The 17,032-nt window shown below is 67.3% G+C and carries 14 protein-coding genes; 7 read left to right on the forward strand and 7 right to left on the reverse strand.

The window, feature by feature from the left end:
* The first annotated feature begins 10 nt into the window (after positions 1–10).
* A complete protein-coding gene (locus LLW23_RS07225; RefSeq protein ID WP_228948086.1) occupies positions 11–715 on the forward strand; it encodes an arylesterase in 705 nt (234 codons plus the stop codon).
* Positions 716–896: 181 nt separating this feature from the next.
* Here the strand turns inward: LLW23_RS07225 and LLW23_RS07230 are convergent, their stop codons facing one another.
* Both LLW23_RS07230 and LLW23_RS07235 read right to left on the reverse strand, forming a co-directional pair.
* Positions 897–1,283 carry a VOC family protein gene (locus LLW23_RS07230; RefSeq protein ID WP_228948087.1) on the reverse strand — a complete coding sequence of 129 codons (387 nt, stop codon included), beginning with the start codon at positions 1,281–1,283 and terminating at the stop codon, positions 897–899.
* A 22-nt stretch (positions 1,284–1,305) separates the two neighbouring features.
* A complete protein-coding gene (locus LLW23_RS07235; RefSeq protein WP_228948088.1) occupies positions 1,306–4,053 on the reverse strand; it encodes a [protein-PII] uridylyltransferase in 2,748 nt (915 codons plus the stop codon).
* Between the two features lie 146 nt (positions 4,054–4,199).
* Here LLW23_RS07235 and LLW23_RS07240 point away from each other — a divergent pair, with 146 nt between their 5' ends.
* Together LLW23_RS07240 and LLW23_RS07245 are read left to right on the forward strand one after the other, a co-directional pair.
* Positions 4,200–4,376, forward strand: a complete 177-nt coding sequence (locus LLW23_RS07240; protein WP_228948089.1) for a hypothetical protein — start codon at positions 4,200–4,202, stop codon at positions 4,374–4,376.
* A complete protein-coding gene (locus tag LLW23_RS07245) occupies positions 4,373–4,762 on the forward strand; it encodes an antitoxin Xre/MbcA/ParS toxin-binding domain-containing protein (RefSeq protein WP_228948090.1) in 390 nt (129 codons plus the stop codon). The genes LLW23_RS07240 and LLW23_RS07245 overlap by 4 nt, the downstream gene beginning before the upstream one ends.
* A gap of 154 nt (positions 4,763–4,916) precedes the next feature.
* Here the strand turns inward: LLW23_RS07245 and phbB are convergent, their stop codons facing one another.
* The 4 genes from phbB to LLW23_RS07265 form a co-directional block, all read right to left on the reverse strand.
* Entirely contained in the window at positions 4,917–5,639 is a 723-nt protein-coding gene (gene phbB / locus LLW23_RS07250) for an acetoacetyl-CoA reductase (RefSeq protein ID WP_228948091.1), read from the reverse strand.
* Positions 5,640–5,671: 32 nt separating this feature from the next.
* Positions 5,672–6,679 (reverse strand): ferrochelatase, encoded by a 1,008-nt coding sequence (gene hemH / locus LLW23_RS07255; protein ID WP_228948092.1) that lies wholly within the window; start codon positions 6,677–6,679, stop codon positions 5,672–5,674.
* Complete coding sequence (locus LLW23_RS07260) at positions 6,676–8,880, reverse strand: molybdopterin cofactor-binding domain-containing protein (protein WP_228948093.1); 2,205 nt, start codon at positions 8,878–8,880, stop codon at positions 6,676–6,678. The genes hemH and LLW23_RS07260 overlap by 4 nt, the downstream gene beginning before the upstream one ends.
* Positions 8,881–8,971: 91 nt before the next feature.
* Positions 8,972–10,687, reverse strand: coding sequence for a class I adenylate-forming enzyme family protein (locus LLW23_RS07265; protein WP_228948094.1), 1,716 nt, complete (start codon positions 10,685–10,687; stop codon positions 8,972–8,974).
* A 71-nt stretch (positions 10,688–10,758) separates the two neighbouring features.
* On the opposite strand from LLW23_RS07265, the gene lgt reads away from it, so the two are divergent.
* The 4 genes from lgt to pgeF all read left to right on the forward strand — a co-directional run bounded on the left by lgt (position 10,759) and on the right by pgeF (position 14,057).
* On the forward strand, positions 10,759–11,640 hold the full coding sequence (lgt, locus tag LLW23_RS07270; protein ID WP_408642023.1) for a prolipoprotein diacylglyceryl transferase: 882 nt from the start codon (positions 10,759–10,761) through the stop codon (positions 11,638–11,640).
* A 64-nt stretch (positions 11,641–11,704) separates the two neighbouring features.
* Positions 11,705–12,778 carry a class I SAM-dependent methyltransferase gene (locus tag LLW23_RS07275; protein ID WP_408642024.1) on the forward strand — a complete coding sequence of 358 codons (1,074 nt, stop codon included), beginning with the start codon at positions 11,705–11,707 and terminating at the stop codon, positions 12,776–12,778.
* Positions 12,775–13,290: a GNAT family N-acetyltransferase gene (locus LLW23_RS07280; RefSeq protein ID WP_228948095.1), complete on the forward strand. Its 516-nt coding sequence runs from the start codon at positions 12,775–12,777 to the stop codon at positions 13,288–13,290. Before LLW23_RS07275 ends, LLW23_RS07280 begins: the two co-directional genes overlap by 4 nt.
* A complete protein-coding gene (gene pgeF, locus LLW23_RS07285) occupies positions 13,287–14,057 on the forward strand; it encodes a peptidoglycan editing factor PgeF (protein WP_408642025.1) in 771 nt (256 codons plus the stop codon). Before LLW23_RS07280 ends, pgeF begins: the two co-directional genes overlap by 4 nt.
* A gap of 89 nt (positions 14,058–14,146) precedes the next feature.
* Here pgeF and LLW23_RS07290 read toward each other — a convergent pair whose 3' ends face one another.
* Positions 14,147–16,924, reverse strand: coding sequence for a TonB-dependent receptor (locus LLW23_RS07290; RefSeq protein WP_228948096.1), 2,778 nt, complete (start codon positions 16,922–16,924; stop codon positions 14,147–14,149).
* Positions 16,925–17,032: the final 108 nt, after the last annotated feature.

The following is a 17,032-nucleotide window of genomic DNA, read 5'->3' on the forward strand; positions in this document are numbered from 1 at the left end:
CTCCTTGGTGATGGCGAAGCGGCATTTGGTGGTGGCGGTGGCGCTTGTCCACCTGAGCACGGCCTGCAGCCCGGCGACGGACGAACAATCCGCCGCGACGAACGCGTCGAGCGCCCCCGCGCCGGCCCCCGTTGCGCGAGCCACTGCGGAGGCCGCCGACACCAAATTGGTCGTCGCGCTCGGCGACAGCCTCTACGCCGGCTATAATCTCGGGCCGACCGAAGGGTTCGCGCCAGTGCTGGAACGCACGCTCAAGGAGCGCGGGGTCGCAGCGCAGGTGGTCAACGCCGGTGTGTCGGGCGATACCAGCGCCGGCGGGCGGGCGCGGGTCGCGTTCGTGCTCGACGGTCTGGCGCGCAAGCCCGATCTCGTGATCGTCGGGCTCGGCGCGAACGACATGCTGCGCGGGCTCAGCCCGGCGCGCACGCGCGAGAATATCGAGGCGATCCTCGCCGAACTGAAGCGTCGCGACATTCCGATGATGCTGACCGGCATGGTCGCGGCGCCGAACATGGGCGCTGACTATGCCGGCGCGTTCAATGCGATCTATCCCGATCTCGCGAAGAAGTACGGCGCCCCGCTATATCCCTTCTTCCTCGACGGCGTGATCACCGATCGCCGCCTGTTGCTGGGCGACGGGATCCATCCGAACCCGGCGGGCGTGAACCGGGTAGTGAGCAAGGTGGCACCGCTGGTCACAGAGGCGCTGAAGTAATCCTCCCTTCTCATTCCTCCCCGAGCTCCGCTCGGGGAGGGGGACCATCCGCAAAGCGGATGGTGGAGGGGCTGGCCAGGCGCAACGGTTCCATCAAGCCAGCCCCTCCACCATGCTTCGCATGGTCCCCCCTCCCCAAGCAGAGCTTGGGGAGGAATGTTTTGGGGGAGGATTAGCGACGTCACACCTCCGCCGGCGGCTCCCACAACTCGATCGGATTCCCCTCCGGATCATGGATGCGCGCAAACCGCCCCGTCTCCGGCGCGTCCCATTCCGCCCGCGTCTCCACCGCGATCCCCGCAGCCGTCAACGACTCGATCAGCGCAGCGATGCCGCTAACCCGCAAGTTGATCATAAACGCCTTGTCGGCGGGAAAATAATCGGTCGTCGCTTTGAACGGCGCGAAAACCATCGGGCCGCCCTGCACCTGCCAGAACCATTCGCTCGGCTCACCCTCCCCGGTCGAATTGCAACCGGCGCCGACTCCGAGATGATCACGATACCACGCGGTCAACGCGTCGGGATCCTGCGCGCGAAAGAACAAGCCACCCATTCCCAGAACCGGCATGTCGCGTCCCCCCTCGCTATGCTCAGGCCGCCAGCTCCACCGCTCTGCCTGCCGCCGCATCGAGCAGCCGCTTCTCCAGCGTCTTCAGCCGCGCACCGCTGGCGATCTTATCACCGGTCAGATCGGTGAGATAGAAGGTGTCGACGGCTCGCTCGCCATAGGTCGCGACATGCGCCGAATGGATCGTCACCTTCGACTGGAACAGCGCATTGGCCAGCTGATTGAGCAGCGCTGGCCGGTCGCGGGCATTCACCTCCACCACGGTGAAGCGGTTCGACGCCTTGTTGTCGACCAGCACGTTGGGCTCGATCCGGAAGGCGTCGGCGCGCGTGCGCGGCAGCGGCTTCGCCTTCAGCCGATCGACCAGCTTGCCGCGGTTCGCCAGCGCATCTTCGATCGCGGTGCGCAGCCGGGCGAGCTGATCGTCCTCGGCAAACGGCCGGCCGAACGGATCCTGGACGAGGAAATTGTCGAGTGCCATGCCGTCGCGCGTCGTGTGGATGCGCGCGTCGATGATGTTGCCACCCGCAAGGTGGATCGCGCCGGCGATACGATAGAAGATGCCGGGATGGTCGGCGGCGTACACCGTCACCAGCGTCGCGCCGCGCTGAGCATAGACCTGCGCGTCGATCGCGAGCGGCACATTGCCCACGCGCGCCACGAAGCGCGCGTTGTGGGCGAGCACGTCGTCGGGCTCGGCAATCCAATACGCCTCGGGGAAGCGCCGGACATAGGCGGCAAGCGCGCCCTCGTCCCACTGCATCGCAGCAGCAAGATTCTCGTGCTTGATGATGATCCGCTCGCCACGGCCCTTCTGCTTGTGGCCGAGCCGGAGCACTTCCTCCGCGGATTCATAAAGGTCGCCGAGCAACTGGCGCTTCCACCCGTTCCACGTTCCCGGCCCCACCGCTCGGATGTCGACGATCGTCAGCACCATCAGCAGCCTCAGCCGCTCAGGCGATTGCACGATCGCGGTATAGTCGAGGATCGTCTTGAAGTCGGAGAGGTCGCGCTTGAACGCGGTCGCCGACATCAGCAGGTGATAGCGCACGAGCCACACCACCGTCTCGGTTTCCGCCGGGGTCAGCCCGAAGCGCGGGCACAGCTTCTCCGCCACCGCGGCGCCCAGGATCGAATGATCGCCGCCGCGCCCCTTGGCGATGTCGTGCAGCAGCACCGCGACATACAACACACGGCGCGATACGATCTGCGGGACCAGCTCGGTCGCGATCGGGTGGTCGGCCTTTAGCTCGCCGCGCTCGATCTGCGAGAGCAGCCCGATCGCACGGATCGTATGCTCGTCGACGGTATAGTGATGATACATGTCGAACTGCATCTGCGCGACGACGCGGCCGAAATCGGGCACGAACCGGCCGAACACGCCGGTTTCGTTCATCCAGCGCAGCACCAGCTCGGGGTCGCGTGGGCTCGTCAGCACGTCGAGGAACAGCGCGTTGGCGCGCGGATCACGCCGCACGCTATCCACCAGCTTCGCATCGCGCGTGGCGGCGCGCGCGGCGAGCGGATGGATCTCCACGCCGTGGAGGTCGGCGAGCTGGAACATCTCGATCAGCCGCACCGGATCCTCGGCGAAGAAGCTGTCATTCGGCAGCGCAAGCCGCCCGCGATCGAGCACGAAGCCGTGCAGCCGCGTCGGCCGCCGCCGCAGCCGCGGCAGCCCGAAACGCCGCCCACGCGCGGCGAACTGCTCGTCGAGATGCGCGAGAAAGAGCCCGCTCAGCGTGCCGACCGACTTCGCTTGCAGGAAGTAGTATTGCATGAACCGCTCGACCGCGGCCTTCCCCGGTCGATCGGAGAAACGCATCCGCTCGGCGATCTCGCGCTGCAGGTCGAACGTCAGCCGTTCCTCGGCCCGCCCGGCCACCAAGTGCAGGTGGCAGCGCACCGCCCAGAAGAAGTTGTCGGCGCGGTGGAACAGCCGGTATTCCGACGCGGAAAACAGCCCGACGTCGACCAACTGTGCCGCCCGATCGACATCATAGACATATTTGCCGATCCAGAAGAGCGCGTGGAGATCGCGCAGGGCGCCCTTCCCCTCCTTCACGTTCGGCTCGACCACGTAGCGCGTGTCGCCCATCTTCACGTGGCGCACGTTCCGCTCGGCCAGCTTGTCGGCGATGAACTGTCGCTCGGTGCCGTGCGTCACCTCGGCCTTGAAGCGGCGCATCGCTTCCTCGTGCAGCGCGACATCACCCCAGACGTAACGGCCTTCCAGCAGCGCGGTCCGGATCGTCACGTCGCCCTTCGCCTGGCGCACCATCTCGTCGAGCGAGCGCGACGAATGGCCGACCTTCAGCCCCATGTCCCACAGCGCATAAAGCATCGATTCGATGACTTGCTCGGCCCAGCCCGTCTGCTTCCAGGGGGTGAGGAAACCGATGTCGACATCCGAGAACGGCGCCATCTCGCCACGGCCGTATCCGCCAACCGCGATCAGCGACAGCCGCTCGCCGGCGGTGCGGTTGGTCGGCGGATAGAGCCGCTGGGTGATCAGATCGAGCAGTATACGCAGCAGCTGATCGACCAGGAACGCCTGCGCATTGGCTGCCTCGAGCCCGCGCGACGGGCGTTCCTCCAGCCGCCGCGCGATCTCTGCGCGCCCTGCGTCGAGCGCGTCCTTGAGCATCGCCGTGGCAGTGCGGCGCAGCAAAGCACGATCGTCGATCTCGAGCGCCGCGATCGCATCGGCGAGCGCGCGCCGATCGACGATCGCACGGCGATTGGGCAAGGTATCGAAGCGTGGGCTCATGCGGATGGCGATTAGGGCAAAGCACGCGCGCTTGGAACCAAGGCCGATCGTTCCTATATGGAAACAATCGCGAGCAGTTCCAAAAAGTAGGCGCTGGCGACTGAGAGACGCACGTGCTCCCGCTTACGCGACGGGAGTCTCGCTTCTTGGATCTCAATCATCTCTTCGCGCGGCACCAGATGTCGCTCGTCAACGCCGAGCAAGCGGCGACGGCTGAAGCGCGGCACGCCCATGCGGGCCTGATGCACGGCTATGCGGCACGGATCGCGACTCTTCAGTCTGATAGCGGCGCGACCAGCCCGATGCGGATTGACGCAGCTTGAGCGAGACAGCCCCCGAAGCTGCTGCGGAAACCGTGGCAGAAACCGCTGCGGAAGCCGATCCGGTCGCTGCCGTCGAAACCGCCCCTGAAGCTGCTGTCGAAGCCCCGACGGAGGCGCCCGCCAGCCTCGCGAACCCGATGCGGCGTCGCCAGTTTCGCCCCGCCTCGGTCAAGTCGAAGCTGTCCGCGGATGAGGCCAATCGCCAGGGACGCGCCGTCCGCATGGCGTTTGAGATCATGGGTCGCGACGAAGCGCGCGTGTTCCTGAACGAGCCCGACGAGGCGCTCGGCGGCCGTCCGCTCGACGTGGCGACGGCTAGTACGGACGGAATGCAGGCGGTGGAACAGGCGCTCGCAGCGCGGCGTGGAACCGGCTCGCAGGCTTGATGGTGTGCCGGGCTTTGGCCGGGCATTGCTTTTGAAGTAGCACGCCGCGGCAAAGCCGCGTCGTCGGACGGGTTCGGCCGAGGCCGACCCGCCGGCCGTGCCGGGCAATGCGCCTTGCGCACCGGCGCGTCGCCTCGCGACGCGCCTTTGCCCGTCAGTACATATGCTGTCCGCCGTTGATGCTCAGCGTCGATCCGGTCACGAACCCGCCCTCCTCCGAGCACAGGAACGCCACGCCACGTGCGATCTCGTGCGCCTGGCCCAACCGCCCGACCGGGATCTTCGCGACGATCTTGTCGAGCACGTCCGGCGGCACCGCCGCGACCATGTCGGTATCGATATAGCCCGGCGCGATCGCGTTCACCGTCACGCCGGCGCGCGCGCCTTCCTGGGACAGCGCCTTGGTGAACCCGTGGATGCCGCTCTTCGCCGCGGCATAATTCACCTGCCCATATTGCCCGGCCTGCCCGTTGATCGAGCCGATGTTGACGATCCGGCCCCATTTGCGATCGCGCATGCCCGGAAACACCGCCTTGGCCATGTTGAAGCAACCGCCAAGGTTCGTATCCATGACTTCCTTCCACATCTGGTAGGTCATCTTCAGGATCGTGCCGTCGCGCGTGATGCCGGCGTTATTGACCAGCACGTCGACCGGCCCGAGCTCCTCCACAACGCGCGCGGTGCCGGCCTGGCAGGCGTCATAGTCGCTGACGTCCCACTTGTACGCCTTGATCCCGGTGCGCTCGGTGAATTCGGCCGCCTTGGTGTCGTTGCCGGCGTAATTCGCCGCGACGGTCATGCCCATGTCCTCGAGCGCAAGGCTGATCGCCTCGCCGATCCCGCGCGTCCCGCCCGTGACGATCGCCACCCGTGCCATTGTAGCCTCTCCTTCGTGTCGTTTGCCCGACGCTACGGAAGCCGCACCCAGCCTTCAAGCTCCCGCGCGAGCAGCGTCTGCAACAAATCAATGCCGACCGGGCTGTCGTTGAGGCACGGCAGATACGCGAAGTGCGTGCCCCCCGCTTCGATGAACGATTCCTTCCCACGGATCGCGAGTTCTTCCAGCGTTTCGAGGCAGTCGGCGGAGAAGCCCGGCGCAAAGATGGCGACCTTGCGCACGCCCTGACCGGGGAGCGCCTCCAGCGTCACGTCGGTCGCGGGCTCGAGCCATTTCGCCGGTCCGAAGCGCGATTGGAAAGTGATGCGAACCTCACGCCCCATCGCCTCGGCGAACAACCGCGCGGTCTTCTGGCAGTGGCAATGATACGGATCGCCGAGCTCCAAGGTGCGCTTGGGCATGCCATGGAAGCTTGCGATCAGCAGGTCGGGCGCAAAGTCGAGCGCCGCGAGCCCCTCCTCCACCGATGTCTTCAGCGCGGAAATATAGCCGGGATCGTCGTGATACGGCGGCAAGGTGCGGATCGCTGGCTGCCAGCGCAGCGAGGCGAGATGCTCGAACGCCTTGTCGTTGGCCGTCGCCGTCGTGGCGGCACAATATTGCGGGTAGAGCGGCGCCAGCAGGATGCGCTCGCAGCCGGCATCCTTCATCGCCTTCATCCGGTCGGCGATCGATGGCTTGCCGTAACGCATCGCATAATCGACCGTCACGCCCTCGCCGAACGCCCCTTCCAGCGCCTTGGCCTGCGCGCGCGTTACCGCCGCCAGCGGCGAGCCATCCTCGCGCCACACCTGCGCATAGGCCTCCGCCGATTTTTCCGGGCGCGTGGTCAGCACCGCGCCGCGCAGGATCGGCTGCCACAGGATCTGCGGGATCTCGATCACCCGCCGGTCGGACAGGAACTCCGCGAGATAGCGGCGCACCGATTTCGTATCGGGCGCGTCGGGCGTGCCGAGGTTGATCAGCAACACCCCCACGCGGCGGGGTACGATCGGCGGGTGATCGGCAGGAACGTTCATGGGTTTCCCAACGGTAACGAGCGTAAGCGGTTGCCGGTCGCGGCGGCAAGGGCATTGGCGATGGCAGGTGCGACGGCGCAGACGCCGAGATCGCTCACCCCGCCCGGATCGGCACCACTTGGGATCAGCTCCACGGTGATTTCGGGCGTATCGGCGAGCCGCGGCAAGCGCAACTCACCCAGTGAGCGAACGCCGGCAATCCCATCAGTAAATTGTAGCCCGGCTCCGGTCGCGAGCCCCAACCCGAGGACGATCCCGCCCTCGATCTGCTGGCGCACGATATCGGGGTTGATCGCCCGGCCGCAATCGACCGCCGCCACGATGCGATCGACGCGCGGCCGCCCGGCGCCATCGAACTGCGCCTCGGCGAGCACCGCGATTCGGCTGCCCGCCATCGCATGGCACGCGAGCCCCTGCCCGCTGCCAGCACGGCCACCATCCCACCCGCCAAGCGACGCGGCGGTGGTAAGGCAGCGCGCGAGCGCGGCATCATGGCCGAGCATCCCGATCCGGAACGACATCGGCTCCGCTCCCGCACGATGCGCGAGCTCGTCGATGAAGCATTCGGTGGCGAATGCATTGGCGCGATCCGCCTGCCCGCGCAGATGCCCAACCGGCACGTCGATCGCGGCTGGATGATGGTCGATCGCGAGTGCCGCCAGGCGATACGGCGGCACCGCGCCTGACATGGCATAGCCATCGGCGGCCGCCGGCAGCAGCCGTTCCGCGCCGATCAGCGGGTCGGACGGCATCAACCGCGCCGCGAGCGCGGCCCCCGTCGCCGGCGTCGCGAGCTTCGCGTGCCAGCCGATGATGCGCCCGTCGGTCGACAGCCGCGCCGCCATCCGCGCCTTCACGGGCGCGCCGAACCGATCGTGCAGGATCGCCTCGCGCCGCGACCACGTCAGCTGCACCGGGCGGCGCAGCGACACCGCAAGGATCGCCGCTTGCTCGACCGCATCATGTTCGAGTGCCTGGCCGAACGATCCGCCCACCAGCATCGGGTGGATCGTCACCGCGCGCTCCGACACCCCGATCGCGCGCGCGGCGGCAGCGCGGGCGAGGCCCGGCGCTTGCGTCGGGATCCACAGTTCGAGCCGGTCGGCGTGCCACCAGGCCGTCGCGGTCGGCGTCTCCAGCGCAGCGTGGATGCCGAGCCCGATCGTGTAATCGGCATGCATCACGTCGCCGCGCAGCACGGCCGCGACATCGCCGATCTCGGCCACACGGTGCCCCTCACCGCCCAGCGCCGCGTCGAGCGCGCCAGCAACGGCGGCATCGTCCGCCAGCCGCCCGCGCGTCTCGAAGCGCGGTGCAAGCGCGGCGATCGCCCGGTTCGCCGCCCACCAATTGTTCGCCGCCGCCGCGATCCAGCGCGGGTTCTCGATCACCCCCACAACCCCGCGCACGCGATCGGCCGCGGCCTTGTCCGCGCGCACCAGCCGGCTCGTGCCACCTACCGGCCCCTGCGCGATGCTGGCGAAGACCATGTCGGGCAACCGCACGTCGGCCGCATAATTGGCCGATCCGTCCACCTTCGCCGGTGCGTCGAGCCGCGGGAGCGGCTGGCCGCTCAGCCGCCCCTCGTCGCCAATGCGCAGCGGCAGTTCGGCCGGCAGTTCTTGCCCAGCCGCTGCCGCCGCAAGGTCACCGAAACGCAACCGGCGATTGCCCGAAATGACGAACCCATCGCGCGTCTCGCACGCTTCCGGTTCGATCCCCCAGCGCGCCGCCGCCGCCTTCGCCAGCAGCACCCGCGCCGCCGCGCCGGCCTGCCGCAGCGTCCCCTCGAACATGCGAACCGACGTCGAACCGCCCGTCAGCATCATCGCCGATCGCACCCAATGTTCGCGCGCGCCCGCGGTCGGCGCGCGCGTACTTCCGAAGAGCACGTCGGCGGCGAGCGGGTTGGCATAAAGCGGGCTGAGCAGCGCGGCCTCGACCCCGATCGTGCGCCAATCCGCACCAAGCTCGTCGGCGACGATCTGCGGCAGCGTGGTGTACACGCCCTGGCCGTGCTCCGCCTGCGGCACCGCGATCGTGATCTGGCCGCTCTCCGCGATCTTCAGCCACGCGCCGAGCTGAGTCTCATGCGCCGCAGGGGCGAGGTCGACCACGTACGACCGCGGCCACACTGCCCAGGCCACCGCAAGCCCGAGCCCCGCACCACCGGTGACGAGCAGAGAGCGTCGCGTGATCATCCTTGGCGCTTAGCGGGGGAAAACCGTGACGTCACCGGCTTGCATCGTCATGCCGGGCCCGGCCCGGCATGACGAGCTTCGGACGGGGCATTTACACCGCGGCGGTATCCGCCTCGGTCGCCGCCAGCGCACGATATTTGGTGCGCAGCGAAACCTTGTCGATCTTCTCCGTCCCGAGCCGCGGCAAGGCATCATCGGCAAGCCAGATCCGCGCCGGCACCTTGAACGCCGCGATATGCTGATGAAGGAACACGTTCAGATCCTCGGTCGTCACCGCGCCGCGCTGCGCGAGGTGGACCACCGCGCCTGGCACTTCGCCGTACCGCTCGTCGGCCAGCCCGAACACCGCCGCCTCGGCAACCTCGGGATGCTGGTACAGCGCCGCCTCGACTTCCTGGCAGCTGATATTCTCGCCGCCGCGGATGATGATGTCCTTCTTGCGATCGACGATGAAGAGATACCCCTCCTCATCGAGATAGCCGATGTCGCCGGTGCGAAAATAGCCATCGGCGGTGTAGCAGCTCGCCGTCGCCTCGGGCTTGCCCCAATATTCCTGGAAGTTCGCCGCCGAACGGATCGCCACTTCGCCGCGCGCGCCCTGCGCCAGCACCGTGCCGGCATCGTCGAGGATCGCGAGGTCGACCAGCGGCGGTGAAGGCCGCCCGGCCGAATTGGGCTTGGCGATATAATTGCTCCGCCAATTGCCGGTGCCCACGCCGTTCGTCTCGGTCAGGCCATAGCCAATCAGCGGCGCGCCCTCCATTTCGTCGTCGATCCGCTTGACGTGATCGGCCGGGCGCGGGGCGCCACCCGCCGCGATGTCGGCGACGCTTGACAGATCGTATTTGTGTCGGTGCGGATGGTTGAGCATTTCGAAGCTCATCAGCGGCACGCCGACGAAATACGTGATCTTCTCCTGCTCGATCAGCCGCATCGCCTCTTCCGCGTCCCACTTGGGCATCAGCACCAGCTTGCGCCCGATCGCGAACGACTGGAGCATCACCGGCACTTCCGCGGTAACGTGGAACAGCGGCACGTTGAGCAGCGTCGAGGGCTGCAACCCGGTCGGCGCCTGGCCGTCCTGCGCGGCGAGCGCGAGCATCATCATCGCCGATCCGAGATAGTTAAACACGCCCTGCGTCACTTGCCGGTGCGTCGAGAGCGCGCCCTTCGACTGGCCGGTCGACCCCGAGGTGAACAGGATCGTCGCGTGATCGTCCGGCCCGAGCGGCGGCAGCTCAGCGGTGCCGTCACCCTTCGCGACGATCGGCGCGAGCGCCGTGTCGAGCGGCTGGATATCGTCGAATTCGACCACGCTGGCGGCAAGGCCGACGATCGCGGCGAGCCGCTTCGCACGCGGCGGATCGGCGAAGACGATGGTGCAGCCGACGTCGTCGACGCCTGCCTGCAATTCCTCCGCCTGCCACCAGCCGTTGAGCAGCGTGGCGACGCCGCCGGCCATCAGGATTCCCATGTACAGGACGATCCACGACGGCGAATTGCGCGCGGCGATGCCGATCCGGTCGCCCTTCTTCACCCCGAAACCACTCACCAGCGCGGCCGCGACCGCGCGCGCCTTGGCATGGGTATCGGCAAAGGTCAGCCGCTCGTCTCCCGCGACGAGGAATTCGACTGTGGCGTGCTGCTGGCAATAATGATCGAAATAGGCGGACAGCGTCGGCGGTGCGCCGGCGATGATCGGCAGCTGCTGGCCGAACCGTTCGATCGAGCCGAGCGCAAGTGGACCGCCTTCCGCGGTCATCGCCGCCATCGTGGCATCCATCTTGAGATCGAGTTCGGTCTTCATGCGTCTCTCCGCTTGGTATTGGTCTTGGTGCCCCAGGCCTTTATGGAGGCGCGACACCGAAGGGGAAAGCCTTGATCCTGCCCATGCTTGCTGCCGCCGGCGGCCACATCCGTTTCGAGGAGCTTGGGCTGCACCCCGACGTATTCTCGATCGGCTTCTTCACGCTGCGCTGGTACAGCCTCGCCTATATCGCTGGGATCGTCATCGGCTGGTGGTATCTGCTGAAGCTGCTCGATCAGCCCGGCGCCCCGATGGCGCGGCGCCATGCCGACGATCTGGTGTTCTACGCAACGCTCGGCATCATCCTGGGCGGGCGGATCGGCTATGTGTTGTTCTACGCGCCGGACATGCTCCTGCATCCGCTGCGCATCCTGCGGCTGTGGGATGGCGGGATGAGCTTCCACGGCGGCGCGATCGGCACCAGCATCGCGATCATCCTGTTCGCGCGCAAGAACGGGCTGAACTGGCTGCGCATCCACGATTATGTCGCGTGCGTCGTGCCGTTCGGGCTGTTCTTCGGCCGGCTGGCCAATTTCGTGAATGGCGAATTGTGGGGCAAGCCTGCCGACGTGCCATGGGCGATCGTGTTCGAGCGCACCGTTCCGGCGGGGTTCGCCGAGCCGGCTCGCCACCCCAGCCAGTTGTACGAGGCTGGCCTCGAAGGGCTCGCGCTGTTCGCGCTGCTGTGGTTCGTCTTCTGGCGCACAAAGGCGCGCTACGAGCCCGGCCGGCTCGTCGGCGTGTTCCTGCTCGGCTACGGCCTTGCACGTTTTTTCGTGGAATTCTTCCGCGAGCCCGATTCGCAATTCGCCGGCACCTTCTTCGCGACGACGATCCACATGGGGCAGGTGCTGTGCGTGCCGATGATCATCGGCGGCCTGTACCTGATCGTCACCGCACCGGGCCGCCGCCAGCGCGTCGAGCCGATCGCAGGCGCCCAAAGCGTCGCCTGACCCTCCCCTTCTTCCCCCCCTCCCGCTTGCCGGAGGGGTCGGGGGAGGGCATGTCCCACCGCCAATGATCGACATCCCCTCCCCTAACCCCTCCCGCAAGCGGGAGGGGAACGCCGACGCGCAGGACGCTGGCCTCGCCGATCGCCTCGCCCGCGCCATCACGCTCGGCGGGCCAATCCCGGTGAGCCAATATATGGCCGCCGCCAACGCCCACTATTACGCGACACGCGATCCGCTCGGCGTGGGCGGCGACTTCGTCACCGCGCCCGAGATCAGCCAGATGTTCGGCGAACTGATCGGGCTATGGGCGGCAGACCTGTGGGATCGCGCCGACCGCCCCGACGTGCGCTGGGTCGAGCTCGGCCCCGGCCGCGGCACGCTTACCGCCGATGCCTTGCGCGCCGCAACCAAGGCCGGCTTCGCCCCACCAGTGCATTTCGTCGAGACCAGCCCGGTCCTGCGCGCGACGCAGTCGGAGCGCGTGCCGCACGCGATCTGGCACGATGATGTCGAGGAACTGCCCGCAGACCGCCCGCTCATCGTCATCGCCAACGAATTCTTCGATGCGCTCCCCATCCGCCAGCTTGTGCGCGGCCGCGGCGGCTGGCACGAGCGGCTCGTCGCCTGCCAGGACACGCTGTTCCTGCCGATCCCCGGTAAACAGCTTCCCGACGCCATCATCCCGCCGCACCTCGCCGATGCGCCGCTGGGTTCGACCATCGAAACCTCGCCCGCCAGCGTCGGCATCATGCGCGTGCTCGCCGCGCGAATCGTGGCGCAGGGCGGCGCATGCCTCGCGATCGACTATGGCTATGAAGGCCCGGCGGTCGGCGAGACGCTGCAGGCGGTGCGCAGCCACGCCTTCGCCAATCCGTTCGAGGCGCCGGGCGAGCGCGACCTCACCGCGCACGTCGACTTCGCCACGCTCGGCCTCGTCGGCACGGCGAGCGGCGCCAGCGTCTCCGGCCCGATCGGCCAGGGCTCGTTCCTCACCGCGCTCGGAATCGACGCCCGCGCCGCCGCGCTCGGCCCGCGCGTCGCGCCCGATCGCGACCGGCTGGTCGAGGCGATGGGGGCGCTGTTCAAGGTGCTGGCGATCCGCCATCCTGATTGGCCAACCCCGGCAGGATTCGCATGATCGACTATCGCAACGCGGTGAACACCGATGGCGCGGCGCTCGACGCAATGGCGCGGCGCGTATGGCTAGCAACCTTCGCGCATTCGGCGCCACCCAGCGATATCGATGCCTATGTCGCCAACGCCTACGGCCCCGAAGGCACGCTCCGGCGCCATCTCGCGGACCCGGCGTACGATTTCCAGATCGCGCTGAAGCAAGGCGCAGTGATCGGCTATTGCAAGCTTGGCCCGACCTTCTTCGACGGCGAGGTGCCGACCGACAATACCGTCCACCTCCACCAGCTCTATGTCGATCCCGCCGAGCACGGCAGCGGCGTCGCGGCCACCTTGCTGCGTTGGGCATGCGACGTGGCACGCCGGCGCGGCGCGGTCGCGATCCAGCTGACGGTGTGGGAGGAGAACCACCGCGCCCGCGCCTTCTACGAAAAGCACGGCTTCCGCCATATCGGCGATTATGCGTTCAAGACCGGCAGCCAGATCGATCGCGACATGATCATGCGGTTCGACCTGTGATCGCCGAAGCGGCCGCCGTCGAAGTGATCCGCGCCGCCGCGCTGGACGGCGTCGCGCACGGCTTTCTCGGGCGACGTGGCGGCGTGTCGGCCGGGCTGCATGGCGGCCTCAACGTCGGCCTCGGGTCGGACGACGATCCCGCCGCGATCGAGGAAAACCGCCGCCGCGCGACCGACGCGGTGCTGCCCGGCGCAGCGCTCGTCACGTGCTACCAGATCCACTCGGCCGACTGCATCACCGTCGCCGAGCCCTTGGCCGAACGCCCGCACGGCGATGCACTGGTCACCGACCGGCCCGGCATCGCGCTCGGCATCCTCACCGCGGATTGCGCGCCCGTGCTGCTCGCCGACACGTCCGCCGGCATCGTCGGCGCGGCGCACGCCGGATGGAAGGGTGCGATCGGCGGCGTCACCGACGCGACGATCGCCGCGATGGAAGCGCTCGGCGCCCAGCGCGAACGGATCGTCGCCGCGATCGGCCCGTGCATCGCCCGCGCGAGCTACGAGGTCGACGACGATTTCCGCCGCCGCTTCGAGGCGGATGATCCAGCAAACGAACGGTTCTTCGCCGACGCCCGCGCCGATCACGCGCAGTTCGATCTGGAAGGCTATGTCGCGCACCGCCTCGCGCGCGCGGGCGTGCGGCGGATCGAGGCCCTAGGGCTCGACACCTACGCCGACGAGCCGCGCTTCTTTAGCTACCGCCGCGCAACGCACCGCGGCGAGCCAAGTTACGGCCGCCAGATCGCGATCATCGGGCTGCGATAAGCGAACCACAAACGAAAACCCCGGCGAAGGCACGAGACCTTCGCCGGGGCAGCGTTCGATAAGCGGGGCGCCCCAAGACGCCCGCCCGATCAGAAGCGCTTCCGCGCCGTGATGCCATAGGTGCGCGGCTCGGCCAGGAACGACGAGAAGATCTGGTTGCCCGTCCCCCCGAAGCGCTGCACCTGCGCCAGGCTGCCCGCGCCCTGGAACGGGGCGTTGAACGCGACCTGCTGGTAATCCTCGTCGAACAGGTTCTGCACAAACGCCTCGAGCGCCCAGTTCGAATCCGCGCCGCGGATGCCGATGCGCGCATTGGCGACGACGAAGCCGTCCTGCTCCTTCTCGACGAACAGGTCCGAGCCGGTGTTATAGTCGCTCGACATGCGGCCATCGATGTAGAACAGCGCGGAAAGGCCGTTGCTGCCGATGTCCGGCGTCCAGCTGAACGAGCTCGTCACCACATTGCGCGGCGCGTTAGACATCTGGCTGCCCGGCGTCAGGAACAGCGCCGGATCGAGCGCTTCGCCCGAAGCCGAACCGACCAAATTGTCGCGGAACTTGGTGTCGGCGAGCGTGTAGCCCAGGTTCACCGCCACGTTGCGCGCCGGATAGATGCCGAGTTCGACCTCGACGCCCTGGCTGCGCACGCCCGTGCCGACCTTGCCGGTGCAAGCGCCCGTCACGCCCGATGCGTCCTGATCCGCGCCGTTCAGATCGTTCTCACACGAGCCGATGTTCTGCACGACGAAGTTGGTGCCGTTGAACGTGTTAAGCTGGAAGTTCTGGAAGTCCGAACGGAACACCGTGAAGTTCGCGGTGAAGCGGCGCGTCGAATACTTCAGGCCCGCTTCGTAGCTGTTCACCAGCTCCGGATCGAAGCGCAGCCGCGCGGCGCCGGCGTTCGTCGGCGGAGCGAAGGCGTTGGGCGCCAGTTCCGACCGATCGAGATTGTAGCCACCGGCCTTATAGCCGCGCGAGTAGCTGGCGTAGAACATCAGGTCGCGATTAGGCTTCCACGAGACGACACCGGTGCCGGTGAATTCATTCTCGCTGAAGTTGTTGCGCAGATCGAGCCCGTTCAGCGCGACCGACGAATTGCCGGTGCAGCCCAACGTGATGATCCCGCCGGCCAGCGCCGCGGTCGCTGCATTGCCGAGCAGCGGCGAGAGCTGCTGCTGCAGCTGCGGGCAGACGGTGTTGGTATTGTCGAAGTTCGCGCGGAACGCCTTTGCCTCGTGCGTCCAGCGCAGGCCGGCGGTGATCGACAGCGTATCGGTCAGTTTGAAGATGTTGTGCGTGAAGAACGCGTAATTCTCGCTGTCCTGATAATAGCGCGCGTTGCGGTCGCCGAGATTGTTGAGCGTCGACAGCGTGTTCAGCCCGTTGATCAACGCCGGCGCAACGCCGGGAGCCGCGGCAAACGCCCCGTTGATAGTGGCCGTTCCTGCGGCGCTCAGGCAGCCTGGCGCCGCCGGGTTGCGCAGCGCCGCTACCGGGCTGACGGTCGCGACGATCCGGCACGAGGCGAACGCGCCATATTGCGACCCGAACTGAAGGTTATCGCCGATGACGAGGTCTTCGTTCGAGTAGAAGCCACCGACCAGCCAGTCGAAGCGATCGTCGAACAGCGAACCCTGCAGGCGAACTTCCTGCGTGAAGGTGTGGAACTGGCGAAACGCGCGGCCGTCGTCGGCGCGATAGCCGAGATCGACGTTGCCGAAATCGATGTCGCCGGCGTTGCCCGCCTTATATTCGCGATACGCGGTGATCGACGTTAGCGAGGCATTGCCGAAATTATAGTCGATCTGCATCGACCCGCCGTAGTCCTTCGTCTCGTTCGAATAGGCGCGGCCCGGCGTGAAGGCGATCTGGCGGTTGTACGGATCGCCCGCGCTCGGGAACACGCCGCCCAGGCTGCGCAGCACGTCGACGATGCGGTTGCCGTTCGGGTTGACGGTGAAGTCACCCGCAACGCCCGGCGTCGGATCGAGCTTCTCGCGCGTGTCGACGTAAACCGCGCCGCAGCATGCTTCGTCACGGAAGGTGTAGTCGCCGATCAGGCGAACCGACAGATCCGTCGTCGGCTCGAACAGCAGCTGGCCGCGCACGAAGTAGCGGTCACGGTTGTTGTAATCGACGTTGTTGACGACGTCCTGGTAGAAGCCGTCGCGCTTGGCGAACACGCCGTCGAGGCGGAACGACAGCAGATCCTTCACGATCGGCCCGGTCACCGCGCCGGCGATGCGGATATTGTCGTAATTGCCGTAGGTGCCCTCGACATAACCGCCGAACTCGTTCGACGGTGCCTTGGTGTAGACGTTGATCGCGCCGGCCGAGGCGTTGCGGCCCGAGAGCGTGCCCTGCGGCCCGCGCAGCACTTCGATCCGATCGACCTCGCCGATGTCGTTGAGGCCCGAGCCGGTGCGGCTACGGTAGACGCCGTCGATGAACACCGCGACCGAGCTTTCGAGGCCGGGATTGTCACCGACCGTACCGATGCCGCGGATACGCGCCGAGGCGTTCGCTTCGCTGCCCGTCGACGAGATCAGCAGCGACGGGGCGAGCTGCACCACGCCACGAATGTCGTTCGCGCCCGAGTTCTGCAGCGCGACCTGGCTGACCGCGGTTACTGCGATCGGCACGTCGGCGAGCCGCTCGGAGCGGCGCGTGGCGGTGACGACGATGTCGCCCGCGCCTGCGTCCTCGGTGGCGGTCGGATCAGCGATGGCGGCGTCGCTGGCGGGGGCGGGCTGCGGTGTTGCGACCGAGCCGGCGGCGGTCGGATCCTGGCTCGGCTGCTCCTGCGCAAGGGCGGGCAGTGCGGCGAACAGGGCGGCAGTGGACAAAAGCGAGGCGGTGCGACGCATCGGGCTCTCCGTTTTATTTTTTTGAAGAATGAGTTTGGAGCGGCGCCTTTAGAGCGACAGATGCTGGCGCATAGGAAATTCGCGCGCTCACAAGGATTTTCGAATGTG

This window comes from Sphingomonas radiodurans, from assembly GCF_020866845.1.
GTDB lineage: Bacteria > Pseudomonadota > Alphaproteobacteria > Sphingomonadales > Sphingomonadaceae > Sphingomonas > Sphingomonas radiodurans.

Bases quoted from the DNA above. Each gene is read 5' to 3' on its own strand.
- LLW23_RS07225 (WP_228948086.1), top strand. From the start codon at position 11: ATGGCGAAGCGGCATTTGGTGGTGGCGGTGGCGCTTGTCCACCTGAGC.
- LLW23_RS07230 (WP_228948087.1), bottom strand. From the start codon at position 1,283: ATGCCGGTTCTGGGAATGGGTGGCTTGTTCTTTCGCGCGCAGGATCCC.
- LLW23_RS07235 (WP_228948088.1), bottom strand. From the start codon at position 4,053: ATGAGCCCACGCTTCGATACCTTGCCCAATCGCCGTGCGATCGTCGAT.
- phbB (WP_228948091.1), bottom strand. From the start codon at position 5,639: ATGGCACGGGTGGCGATCGTCACGGGCGGGACGCGCGGGATCGGCGAG.
- hemH (WP_228948092.1), bottom strand. From the start codon at position 6,679: ATGAACGTTCCTGCCGATCACCCGCCGATCGTACCCCGCCGCGTGGGG.
- LLW23_RS07260 (WP_228948093.1), bottom strand. From the start codon at position 8,880: ATGATCACGCGACGCTCTCTGCTCGTCACCGGTGGTGCGGGGCTCGGG.
- LLW23_RS07265 (WP_228948094.1), bottom strand. From the start codon at position 10,687: ATGAAGACCGAACTCGATCTCAAGATGGATGCCACGATGGCGGCGATG.
- LLW23_RS07275 (WP_408642024.1), top strand. From the start codon at position 11,705: ATGATCGACATCCCCTCCCCTAACCCCTCCCGCAAGCGGGAGGGGAAC.
- LLW23_RS07280 (WP_228948095.1), top strand. From the start codon at position 12,775: ATGATCGACTATCGCAACGCGGTGAACACCGATGGCGCGGCGCTCGAC.
- LLW23_RS07290 (WP_228948096.1), bottom strand. From the start codon at position 16,924: ATGCGTCGCACCGCCTCGCTTTTGTCCACTGCCGCCCTGTTCGCCGCA.